Source organism: Mesorhizobium sp. M0239, from assembly GCF_040321815.1.
Taxonomy (GTDB): domain Bacteria; phylum Pseudomonadota; class Alphaproteobacteria; order Rhizobiales; family Rhizobiaceae; genus Mesorhizobium.
The window spans coordinates 1-11,865 of sequence record NZ_JAMYSG010000058.1 but is presented as its reverse complement, the minus strand read 5'-3'; the positions used below and the strand labels follow the sequence as shown (position 1 = coordinate 11,865).

The 11,865-nt window shown below is 57.9% G+C and carries 10 protein-coding genes and 2 pseudogenes; 3 read left to right on the top strand and 9 right to left on the bottom strand.

Annotated elements, in window-relative coordinates:
* Positions 1–696 (top strand): IS3 family transposase (locus NKI99_RS32800; protein ID WP_352613599.1); only part of this gene is annotated, 696 nt, incomplete at its 5' end.
* A 62-nt stretch (positions 697–758) separates the two neighbouring features.
* On the opposite strand, the gene NKI99_RS32795 is transcribed toward NKI99_RS32800, so the two are convergent.
* From NKI99_RS32795 to NKI99_RS32770, 6 genes are all read right to left on the bottom strand, one after another.
* Positions 759–2,210, bottom strand: a complete 1,452-nt coding sequence (locus tag NKI99_RS32795) for a phosphotransferase (RefSeq protein ID WP_352613597.1) — start codon at positions 2,208–2,210, stop codon at positions 759–761.
* Positions 2,211–2,453 (bottom strand): hypothetical protein, encoded by a 243-nt coding sequence (locus NKI99_RS32790; RefSeq protein ID WP_352613596.1) that lies wholly within the window; start codon positions 2,451–2,453, stop codon positions 2,211–2,213.
* Positions 2,453–2,920 (bottom strand): ubiquitination-like system serine protease family protein, encoded by a 468-nt coding sequence (locus NKI99_RS32785; RefSeq protein ID WP_502905569.1) that lies wholly within the window; start codon positions 2,918–2,920, stop codon positions 2,453–2,455. Before NKI99_RS32785 ends, NKI99_RS32790 begins: the two co-directional genes overlap by 1 nt.
* Before the next feature lie 70 nt (positions 2,921–2,990).
* A complete protein-coding gene (locus NKI99_RS32780) occupies positions 2,991–4,340 on the bottom strand; it encodes a HesA/MoeB/ThiF family protein (protein WP_352613601.1) in 1,350 nt (449 codons plus the stop codon).
* On the bottom strand, positions 4,337–4,735 hold the full coding sequence (locus NKI99_RS32775) for an E2/UBC family protein (RefSeq protein WP_352613595.1): 399 nt from the start codon (positions 4,733–4,735) through the stop codon (positions 4,337–4,339). Before NKI99_RS32775 ends, NKI99_RS32780 begins: the two co-directional genes overlap by 4 nt.
* Entirely contained in the window at positions 4,736–4,993 is a 258-nt protein-coding gene (locus NKI99_RS32770; protein ID WP_352613594.1) for a hypothetical protein, read from the bottom strand. It lies immediately after the preceding gene.
* 1,078 nt (positions 4,994–6,071) lie between these two features.
* Between NKI99_RS32770 and ectB the strand changes: the two genes are divergently transcribed.
* On the top strand, positions 6,072–7,331 hold the full coding sequence (ectB, locus tag NKI99_RS32765; RefSeq protein WP_352613592.1) for a diaminobutyrate--2-oxoglutarate transaminase: 1,260 nt from the start codon (positions 6,072–6,074) through the stop codon (positions 7,329–7,331).
* Positions 7,321–8,163, top strand: coding sequence for a 2OG-Fe(II)-dependent halogenase WelO5 family protein (locus tag NKI99_RS32760; RefSeq protein ID WP_352613591.1), 843 nt, complete (start codon positions 7,321–7,323; stop codon positions 8,161–8,163). Before ectB ends, NKI99_RS32760 begins: the two co-directional genes overlap by 11 nt.
* Positions 8,164–8,313: 150 nt before the next feature.
* Here the strand turns inward: NKI99_RS32760 and NKI99_RS32755 are convergent, their stop codons facing one another.
* From NKI99_RS32755 to NKI99_RS32745, 3 genes and pseudogenes are all read right to left on the bottom strand, one after another.
* Entirely contained in the window at positions 8,314–8,511 is a 198-nt protein-coding gene (locus NKI99_RS32755; RefSeq protein ID WP_352613589.1) for a hypothetical protein, read from the bottom strand.
* A 140-nt stretch (positions 8,512–8,651) separates the two neighbouring features.
* A pseudogene (locus NKI99_RS32750) lies at positions 8,652–9,652 on the bottom strand (prephenate/arogenate dehydrogenase family protein).
* Positions 9,653–9,867: 215 nt separating this feature from the next.
* Positions 9,868–11,023 (bottom strand): annotated as a pseudogene (locus NKI99_RS32745) (ATP-grasp domain-containing protein).
* Positions 11,024–11,865 lie beyond the last annotated feature (842 nt).

Genomic DNA, 11,865 nt, shown 5'->3' with positions numbered 1-11,865 from the left:
CCAACGGTAATGGACCTCGACCTCCTGCCCAACATGGGCAGAATGACCCCGAGATGGCGCTCAACCGCAAGAACGCCCTCTTTGCAGGCTCCGACGGCGGTGCCGCTGAGGCCCGACGAGCGCTGGTCGCTCGACTTCGTATCGGACCAGCTCACAGACGGGCGCCGCTTCCGCATCCTGGCCGTCGTCGACGACTGCACGAGAGAGTGCCTGGCACTCATCATTGATACGTCTCTCTCGGGCATGCGGGTTGCCCGCGAATTGGACCGGCTCATCACCGAGCGCGGCCGGCCGAGAATGATCGTCAGCGACAATGGCAGCGAGTTCACCTCGAACGCCATCCTCTCCTGGGCGGATCAGAACCGCGTCGAATGGCATTACATTGCGCCCGGCAAGCCGATGCAGAATGGCTTCATCGAGAGCTTCAACGGCCGACTACGCGATGAACTGCTCAACGAGACGCTGTTTACTTCGCTGGCTCAGGCACGCGTCGCCATCGCCCTGTGGCGCGCCGACTACAACACCGCCCGGCCGCATTCCCAAATCGCCTGGCAGACACCGGCCGAGTTCGCCACCACCTTCAATCTGCGACGGTCGCTCGCGCTGCGCGATGCCAAAGGCTCCGCGCCAGCGCCCGTCGCTTCACCCGCCCAGCAGGGCACAACCCACGCCGGAAACGAACTCAAAACTGGATAGAAACTGGGGGCAACGTCATTAGCTATGCCTGATTTGCAACCCCAGGAAACCATGTAGGCGGGTCAGCACTTGGAAGCCGAGCTTGTCAGATCCAGTGCCAAGCGTTCAGCCAACCAGACAAAGAAAGGTCGACGACCGCGATCCTCGTCGTTGCCCCGTTTTCTTAAGCCATGCCGAAGCAAGTGAACCGCGACTGCTCGCGCGTATTCGTCATTACTAACCTGTTCGGCAAGTCCAAATCGTCGGATCTGGCGCACGCTGTTCCAGAGCGCGTTGAGAGGTGCCGTGGGAGAACGCAACTGCGGAAGTGTGCGCAGATTCTCAACGGCATACAGTTCGCCCGAGAATTCCATCCATTCAATTGATTGTCTGCCAGGCTCTCTGAGAACAAGCGCAGTTTCAAGCGCTGCTGGGTCGATTACAAGAGGTCCGTGATCCACAGCAGCGAAGTCAATAAGTATGGCTTGCCCACTTCGCACACGAACGTTCTCCCCATGCAGGTCTCCGTGGCAAAGCGCCCGCCGGTGACGTATCGGAGGAAGGTCATCCAGCAACTTCGCAATTTTTACAGCCGTGAGCGTGGCACCGAAGGGCTGAGCCTCACGTGCGTAAGTGTTGGCCCGCTGACGTGCGTTTTCGGAGAAAGTTCCGAGCACTGAGTTCACCAGCGGGCCCTTTTGCACGCCAGAAACGGAGAGATAGGCTTGGGTGCGCCAACCTCGCAAGGCGTCCTCGAAGAGTGAATTGATCGCGGCTTGGGCAGTACCGCGGTTCACCTGTTCGGCGAGCGAATCGGAATGCTCGACGAAATTCCCGACAATCAAGCCTCTTTCGGCGCCCAAAAGGCAGCGGTGTGGGTCAAGATTGGGTCGCGAAAAGAAAGGAATGAAATGGGTGGTGCAGACTTGGTAATTCTCCAGCTCGCGAAGGATTTTCGGATATCGATCTATTTTGACGAAGAACGGCAGAGGATAGGGGCCCGCGCGCGAGTCATTCAGGCGCGCATATGCTTGGAATACGGCCGCGCCACCCTGCGCCATGCGCGTGAAGGTCACCTCCCCGCAGTCGCTAAACGCCCTCCGCAAAAGGACCATGTCTTCCGGTGAGCAGTCATCGCACCCCACCAACTTTACGCTGGGCGAATAGCTAAGGCCCGGAGCGCTTCTTGCACACAACTCGGGAATGCGACTTGCGACGCGTACTGCCCACAACTTAACGCGCTTCCCGAATGGCAAGCCGTCCAGCTTTCGTCGAAGTGCGTCGATTTCTGTCAACGGCGCGAGCACGAAAGCGAGCAACCCATGCATGAAGGCATTCGCGATCAGACCGGTTATTTCGTCGTCCAGAGGTTGACCGGGCGAGATATTGATGACCACCGCGCAACTACTTGGGAGTTCCGCCTCGCATGCCGCGTTTCTTTTCTCGGCAAGCGAAAGATCCCTTTCTGAGAGGGCGTTGACGATCGCAGGAGGCGCGGGCGAGCCCACCCAGATAACGCGATTTCGAATAGCCATCTAGGAAACTGATCCACCGAACATAGCAGGCGGCATGCTAAAGATGCGGACCGGTCGCTTCTCCAGGGAGACGACTTGATCGTCCGAAACTAAAATATCCGGCTCCGCGCCCTTGGCTTCGAGAACCAAATTCCATGACGGTTCTACGCCAAACAGTGCGCGAATTTGAGCACCGCTTAATTCCGATTGATCCACCTGAAGGCGCTCACCGTTGAACTCGATCACGTAGGGCGGTTTCGGCATTAGACCTGGCTTTCTGGGGGCGTGGTGGTCCCACCCGATCCTAACCTTAATCGGAAGAGGCCTCCCTGTTTCGCGTCAACCTTGCCTTGCCGTGTCAACATCTGACAGGCCCACAGCACTTCCCAGGGGATTGCATCCAATATCGTTGCGATATGCTCGTAATGCCGGTGTTCGCCCGAAACGGAACGCTCAAGTTCGACATAGACCTCGCCAACGAGCTCATGATCCCGCCATGGTGCAGGATCGTAGCGGTCACACCAGAGCAGTCTATCGCGCCAGACGATGAAGTGCGCACCGCATCCCTGGTCCCGCCAGACGGAAGGATATAGCGTTAGTTGATTTTTGCGAACGTCTACCCGCCATGCCTTGCCAGCCCGTGCATCGAGGTTGACGGATAAGGTGTCGCCGCAGCCATCCGGGCAAAGCATCACCAGCGATCGTGGCACGCCTCGTCGATCCACCGCCATGTCGCCTGGTTGATGGAGCAGAGCTACCGCTTGAGCGTGTCCCTGCGCCTCACCTTTGAAGCTAATGTATCTAGCCCGCGACATGTCTTCGCGCCGGCAACGGATACATGTCACCGCCTCCCGCTGTAGAGTTCGCGCCGCAAAAGTTGCAGTCGGGGTTCGGCGTATCCTCGATCGCGTTAGTTCTGCCCCGATTCCCATCATAGACAAGGTAGCGGGGCTCGGCCGGAACGCCAGCAACAGCGGAAAGTAGCATGGTAACCGCGAGTGAGGCTACCACGCCATTCAAGCTGATCACCGCCGGCTGCGGCGCGTTTGCAGCCCCCTGGAAATAGGGATCGGCCCGGCGCTGCTCTTCTGTCATCATTTCCGAGCGGACCTGCCCTGCATCAAGGTGGCGTGCGCACCACAGACAAGCCAACCCGGGTGCCAGCATCTTGACATGACCAGCCAGGCGCGCGCGCATTTCGGCATCTACCGTGATTGATACACCCATGTCGATTACTGGCGTGAGGAACTGATAGGCGGCGGTGTTCAAGACATGACGGCTAGCATGGGTGTCGGTGCAATTGAACACCAAATCGGCCTCAATCACCTGGCGCGCCACACCCTCCACGGTAACATCGGCATCAATTGTCTTGAGGTTGGCGTCCGGCCTCAGCCCGCGGATCATCCTCTCTGCAACGTACACCTTTTTCGTTAAGTTGACGTCGTTCGGCAACGCTCCCGCGACCCTGTTAAGGTTCGACGCCTCTATCGTATCATCGTCTACAAGAATGAAGTTGCGGACGCCTAGGTGTGCGAGTTGCTGAGCGACGAGCGAACCCGTGCCGCCTAGCCCTACGATACCTACCTTGAGCGCCGCCAGACGCGCCTGCCCCTGCATTCCGAAAGCGAGGACCTGGCGATCGAAACGATCCTCGAGGAGAACCTCCTCACGCGGATCGAAGGCGACCTGCAAATGTGCGCCGACCTCCAAGACCCGAACTGCCTGCGCCTCGCCTAGAACACGGGCTCGTCCATGATCACGAGAAAACAGCAAAGACAGATGGGGCACATCGGGGCAACGCACGCGCAAGTAGCCCGCAAGCGAGCCTTCGCTCGCATCGTCGACTGGCGAAAAATCAGCTGTGGAAACCTGCGGGTGCGTATGGACGTAAACAAGCGACCAGCCGTTCAGCCTCGCCCTCTTTTCAATGGGCAAACAGAATTCCGCGGATAGATGGACTGAATTTGGAGTTCGTTCGACATAGGCCTTATCCGATGCAATGTGCATCTCTCGCACGACTAGCCGCCATCCTTTTGATCGCGCAAGTTGCACGGGGACGCACAGAAGAATCGCAGCGCTTTCAAGCGCCGGATGGCGAAGCGCCTCGCGCAATTCACGTAGTCGTGGCGCCGCGAAGGCTAGAGTAATCATTTTGCGCACCGGAAGCGCTCTTGAATTGCGCCCACCCAGGTGGTCAGGGTATCTCGATTTGGATTCCAGTTAACATGTGCGTCGGTTACGTGCCAAGAGAACCAAATTCCCTGGTACCCGGTCTCGGGAATGGCATTGGGATCTTGAGAGGCTTGGGGCATCTGGCCATTGTCCAATCTCAGCCCGGACCTAGCCCAGAAGCAATCAGGGTATGGCCCGGGATACCCGACGGGGACAATAAATCGGACGCAGGTGGACGTCGCCGCCCATCCTGGCGGCAGCCCCAATTCAGGAATTGTGAGAAGAGCCGCACCTGAGGGGAGCGGCTCAAGCTGAGCATCTGGATGACGCTGTGTGACGACCTCAAACTGTCGCAGTGTTACGGGATGCAACATCTAACCCCGCCCAAAGCTGGTCGGTGGGCGTGTGAAAAAGTGCTTCGGCCCTTGGCCATGGCCGTGAGAGAGATCGACAGGTTCATCGTCCCTGACTGCTCGATCCTGGTCATGACCATGGCCCTCGAGAACCAGATCATGGCTGAGATCCAGGCTAGCAACTCTAGCCTGGATGGCCGCCTTGACCTCAGCACCCGTCAAGACTGACCGATCGACCTCGATCTTCTCATCCAAGTAGAAAAAGAAAACTTCGCTCATTGCTTTTACCTATCCCAAAACTGAGAACAAAACGGGAGTACACGCAGCGACCCAAGGCAGGCAAGGCCCGTTTAGGACAACTGCGTGCTTCTGGCCATGACGCTCCCTACATGGCCTCATTCCCACCAAACCTTCAAGCGCCAGCGCCCGCTATCAAACAACTTGCGTTGTAACTCAGTCGTTTGAGGAGTTTCCCGCGAAACCAACCGCTTTTTCGCAGCTTTTCTGCACGGATAGGAGGGTCGACGATGAGTAATGCCGTTGTTGGTTCGTTGGGCTTGACCATGCGCGACAACGCGACCGACCACAGGCTAGACCTCCCTTCAGAGTCTGAATCGCATACTCGGCGGCTCTGCGGGCGAGCCTCTTCCTATTCAACTTACGATGTGGGTCTTTGGTTTCGTCACACTCTCCGATGCGACGCAGTGTGGCGTCTGAGCGCTCGTCGAGGCGCCAGCGGCCGGACGGATGGATCACCCAAGCCCATCGCTCGAGCTTGCGCAGGCGTCGCTGATGCACTGTCTGACGAAACGGATCGCGGCCGTCCGGGAGACATATCCTTCTCATGCGCACGCGTAGCCGGTCGAGGACGCGGGGCCGAGAGGAACCCATTGCCATCACCAACGCGCTGACCCACGAACAAAACGCTTCCCCAGCGGAATTGAAGTTGTCCAAACGCTCTGTCCCGTCCGGTCGATGGAAGCACACACAAGAGCCTGCGCCGCCCAATCTGGCGGACATGCTCGAAATCACGAAGAACTAAGTTCCCGACTCTGTCCGGCCCAAGGGCTCACTCCAAAGGGTGAGGCAGTTTGGTCCTCTGTGCGGCACCGAAAACGGCAGGCGCTTTTGCAAGCCACAAGCAGTCAACTACCACATTCCGTAGTGTCGACCCCTGTCAGAAAACTCTAGGATCGAACTCTCCAATGTATTGAGCGAAAGATAGGGAATACCGGCATGCAGAGCGGCGCGAAGTGGAGGTTCCAGTTGTCTGTACAGCAGTTGAGGTGCCGCGCAGGTCCTGTCTCCATTCTGTCAAATCCTGTCTACGTTAATGATCTGCATGCAGGGAGCGCCAATGAATACCGACGTTTTTGCAGCCTATGAGTCTAATGTTCGTCGCTACGGACGGTCGTTTCCTACAGTCTTTAAGAAGGCCCTTGGAGCGACAATCTGGGACGAGGCCGGAAAACCATATATCGATTTCCTCGTTGGATCGGGCGCCCTCAACTATGGGCACAACGACCCGAATATTATTGCGCCAGCGATTGAGTATCTCGTCGGCGAGAACATTCTTCTATCGCTCGACATGTATACAGTCGCAAAACGTGAATTCATCGAAGTGTTTGTGGATTCGATCCTGAAGCCCAGGGGGCTGTCCTACAAGATACAATTTCCTGGGCCGACCGGCACGAACGCTAACGAAGCGGCGCTGGCGCTGGCGCGAAAATATACTGGCCGCTCAAGCGTCATGGCCTTCACGAATGCGTTCCATGGTATGTCGCTCGGCTCTCTGGCGGTCTCGGGTTCGGCGTCGACCAGGGAACTCGGCGGCGTTGCTCGTCACGATGTGATCCGTGTCCCTTATGACGGTTATCCGAGCCAAGCTTTCGATTCCGCAAGTTACATCGACTGGGTTTTAGGCGACCCGGGGAGCGGCATAGAAAAGCCAGCCGCAATCATTCTGGAGACTATCCAGGCAGAAGGCGGCCTGAACACTGCATCTGCAGCATGGCTCACAGAAATTCAGCGGATTTGCCGCAAGCACGACGTTGTTTTGATCGTTGACGACATTCAGGCTGGTGCGGGACGAACGGGCGAGTTCTTCTCATTCGAGTTCGCGAAAATCAAGCCCGACATCGTATGCCTTTCGAAGTCCCTAAGCGGGTCAGGTAGTCCGTTCTCCATTGTTCTAATTAGCCCCGACTTGGATATTTGGAATCCCGGCGAACATAGCGGGACTTTCAGAGGCAACAATCTCGCCTTCGTGACTGCAGGGGCGATGTGCAAACTGTGGTCCGACGGACAGTTTACTACAGGCGTCGAGCGGACTGCGGTCAAGCTGCAAACGCACCTTGACAGTCTCGTTGCGAAATTCCCCGACTGCATCGAACAAAAGCGCGGGCGCGGTCTGATGGCCGGTCTCAAGTGCCGTTCGCAGGCCATTGTCGGCCGTGTGCACGATGTCGCCTTCGAAAATGGCCTGCTGATCGAATCTTCAGGGCCAAATCGTGACGTCATTAAAGTCCTCCCGCCCATCACCATCACCGACGACGAACTCGATCATGGCATCAGTATCCTAGATCATGCACTAAAGGAGCAAGCCAATGGGCACTAACCAAGCATCTCAAGCGCCGGCCATCTCGCCTCTTGTAATCAGAGAACGAACCGGCTCGATCAGCACTGCGGACATCATATCAGTCCTGAAAGGTGAGATCACCGCTCTGCACATCAAGCAAGCTTTCAGCACTGAAATAGCCGAGGAGATCACCGCAAACTTTATTCGGAATCCTGGTCTCCAGGAGCGCAACGACGGAGTTCCCGGACAATATGTCGGCGCTTCCCATTACCGGAAGGATGCAGCCACATATTTCGCAGAGGCGGAAACTTCGCGGCCGGACGTCGACGCTCTTTTTGGCAACTTGGTTGATCCGGTTCGCGGCCTTTTCGACGCGTTGAAGCGTGAGCTTCACGATCAGGGCATTGAATTGCGGCTGGCCCGCTCGGAGCACGGTCAGGCTAATATCTGTCGCGCCGTGAGTTGGTCCGGCGGGGGCACGTATGCTCTGGAACCTCACGACGATGTCGCTCAAGTCCTATGTGCCGGGGACGAATACGAGCTTGCTGCGGTGGCCAACAACATTGTAGCAGCGCTCAACTTCTACCCCAGCATGGCCGAGCAGGGAGGAAATCTGCGCCTTTGGAGCCACAAACCGACCGTCGCCGACCGAAAGTCGCAAGGTGTGGAGACCACCGGTTATCCATATTCGGCAACTTATCTTGAAACCGTTCCTTGTCGCGATCTCCAGCTCAGGGCCGGGGATATCGGCCTGATCGATGGCGGTTTCGTTCACGGGGTCACTGGACAATCCGGCAACGGAAAGCCTCGCCTGGTGCTGAACAGCTTCTTCGGATTCGCCCGGCCTGATCTTGTTCTCTTGTGGACCTGACGTAGTGTCTCAGTGACTGGCAGGATTCCGCCGCAAGCTCGGGACCGGATTGACGAAGCGGGCGGCATTAACCTGAAGATGCGGCCGACGGGGGATGTCGAGCCTTCGCGGCGGATTAGCAAAACGAGCTTTCGCTCGCCTCACATCGGATCAGATTATCGCCGCGCGGTTCTTCAATCGCCTGCGCCAGCCCTGGGCTTCGTTGCGGCCGCCGCGAGAAGGTTTCGGCCGCTTGGCCCAGCGGTAGAGCCTGGCGCGCAAGACGGCAACCGCTTGGGCCGCATCATTGGCCGACAAGCGCGTGCTCTTGCTATCGGCGAACGAAGTCGGCACGGATCGCGGCTTCATTCGACGGGATTTCGCCGCGGCCCCTGCTCTCAACCGCAACGCTTCTGAAAGCATAAACAGGTTATCTTGCCCGATCCGGCCGCCCACTCAAACGCAGCCTCTCAAGATGCAGGTTGAACCAAAGATCGCCGAGACTTGTCTTATGACTTTCTGTCATTTCGCGGCCAAGGTAGCTTGCCGGTCGCGGGTATACATTGCCCGTGCTGCCGTTGCACAATATGCGGATGCCCAACAGACGGGCGGTCCAAATCGGGCACGTCGATATCTTGACCCGCCTCGATCGAGCGGCGGATGGCGCGCGTGCGGTTGAAGAGGCCGAACAGCTTGTCGCCTTCGCCCCAGCGGATCGCCCGCTGCAGGGAGGCGAGATCCTCCGAAAAGCGCGCCAGCATCTCAAGGATCGCATCGCGGTTGTCCAGGCAAACGTCGCACCACATTTTCGGATCGGAATCGGGGAGACGCGTGAAATCACGGAAGCCGTACGCCGAATATTTGATGACCTCGCTTTTTGTCACCGTCTCCAGATCGTTCGCCGTGCCGACGATATTGTAGGCGATAATGTGCGGCAGGTGCGAAAGGATCGACAGCGCCTTGTCGTGGAGCTGCGGGTCCATCGTATCGATTTTGAGCCGCAACGGCACCAGAATTCGGAGAGCTTCTCCAGCGCAGCGGGATCAGTGTCTTCCAGGGGAGTGAAAATGCACCAGCGATTCTCGAACAGCTCGGCAAAACCCGCATCAGGGCCAGACTTCTCTGCGCCGGCCAGCGGATGGCCGGGGATGAAGTGTACGCCCTCTGGCACGAAGGGCTGCATCTGAGCGATCATAGAGACCTTGGCGGAGCCAACATCGGTGAGGATAGCGCCCTTGTTAAGCGCCTGTGCGATCTCCTCAGCGATGGTCCCGGACGCGCCGACGGGCACTGAGACGATGATAAGGTCGGCCCCGCGCACCGCCTCCTTCGCATCCGTCGAGTAGTCGTCGCCGAGTTTTAGCTCCTCGGCGCGCTTCAGGGTCTCGATGCTACGAGTCGCAATGGCGATATAGCCAGCCAGCCCCTCGCGGCAGATGACGCGCGCCAGCGAAGAGCCGATCAGGCCGATGCCGACCAAGGCGATCTTTTCAAACAGGGGTTTCAACATGACAGCTTTTCAGGATCCGGTGAGTGCGGGACTACGCCGCGATTGTCCTCTTTGGTCTGACCGGCACCGCAGCGCATTGGGCCCACCTACAACGCGGGCCGCTAAGTAGTCGTCGACCGCTTTCGATACGCGGCTTTGATCTTGTCGAGCTGACGATCCCTTCAAAAAAACCCCTTCCTCTCTCCGGCTTCCATTGCGCGCATGCTGGGTGACGATCACCTCTTGCCTGGCGCCGTTCGGGTGTACGGAGTAGGAGTCGCAGATTGTTTGTAATCGCCAAGGTTCGGGAATGGTTTGATTGACCAACTGATCAAGTCGACGGCATGCTGAAGTGCGACCTCGGTCTCAGCAAGGCTGGGGGAAACGGCCATGACTGACGCCATCAACCCAATCGAGGGTGCCATCGCAATCAGCAATCAGTATCCGCGTGGCCGCGGTGCGCGAATGGCTTCTGCGTAAATCCGATTGCTCGCCGATGACAAGCTTGACATGCTCGGTGACGAGATCGACTCCATAAGCCAGCTGGACCAGTTGAGAATCGAGCGCGCCCGAAAGGCGCGGATTGACTTCAATGACCACCGGGCCAACCTTCGTCCACCCGAGTTCAATGTTCGTTGGCCCCCAGCTAAGGCCGAGAGCCCGCAAAGACTTCAGCGATACGTCGGCGATACGCTCATGCTCGTCATCACTCAGCACGGCCGGAAAGGTAAGCTGAACGAATACGGTGGGGAGCCGAAGTCAGCGGCACAAATCCCAATGACCTCGCTTCCCATTGTATGAGCGCTATAAAGGGGACCTTGTGCGAATTCTTCGACCAGTATCATCGGCGGAGACCGCCATATGTGCTTCCCGCCCAACAGAAAGGTCGTATGTTCGGCCAGTTCGTACAGTGCGGCACAATCGGACACCGCAGCTGCCTGCGCCGAGGGCAGGCTTAAGAACTACCGGCATGCCGATGCCCGCGGCAGAGCGTTCTACGTCTGTCCCATTCGCTGCCAAGCGATAAGCAGGTATTGGAACCCCGGCCTCCGCTAGGAGCTGACGTTGCGTGAATTTATCGCAGCATTGTTCAATTGATGCGGGGTTCGGTCCTGGCAGATCGAAATGCCGGCAGAGCTTGCCAACTGTGGCATAGGCGTCCTCCAAGCTGCTCGTAATGCCAGCAATGTCAGAGGTCGCTCCCAGACGGAAACATTCATGAATCAATGCATCGAGATTACCCGTATTGACACGAATTGCCTCAATGCCTTCAGCCGCAAGATAGTCGTACTGAGCTGGATCAGCCGATAGGGTAATTGGATGAAGGCCAAGACGCTGGGCCGTCTGGACGTATAGCAGACCATTGCCGGTTCTACTGCCCTCAACTAGGATTAGCGCTCTTTTCCCATGGCTGGTTACTCACCCTCCCGACGTTACGGTGCGGCAGCCCGTCGCTAAATCGGCCTCTTTTTCAGGTCGTGGCTGATCTCAGATATTGTGGGTGAGCGTATCATTGTCGGCGATCTGCCTTCGCAAAGATGCTGTAAACTTGTTTGAAGAATCTGTTTCACTTTTGCTGAGCCGTCTCTACGAATTTTGGAGCGTGCGATGTCCGGGTTCAAACTTCGGCCCGTGGTCAGCGCGATGGCTGCCAACATGATGCTGGTGCAACTCGGTAACCCGAATTGCCCATCTCACAGGCGTGCTCGAACGAAGTGTCCGGCGACTGACCACGGCCGCGTCCCGGTGGGGACCTCGAAAGGGCTGCAATCATGCAGCCTTCAATGCGCGGCGCTTTTGTTTTCGAGTACGAGGCGAGGCCGCCGAAGAAAGGCAAATTACTGAGGCGGAAGGAACGCCATCCAGCCACATCCGGTGAAGAACAACGCCAATGCGCCGCGCGAGGGCAACCATTGATCTCTTGGCTCCCCGGCGCTTCGCGATTGTCGTGTAAGGGACTTTGCGGCTGCGGCTGGACGGGATGCAGGGCACGATGCCTCTGGCTTGGAGTTCTTCGCGGACCTAGTCTAGCAGGCTTCTCTGATTGGGGTCGGTGAGGTCAAGCGTTTCCTGTCTTTTTTCCGGACCATGTCGCCCCGCGGGTCACTCGCTTCTCTTCGCGGTCGGCGCGGAGCCGCCGCATGATGGGGTCAGGAGAGCGAGGCGTCTCAATCTGTTGAACGACCTTGGGAGACTTCGCCCAGGATCGTGCCTGCTAACGAGATCGCCTTGCC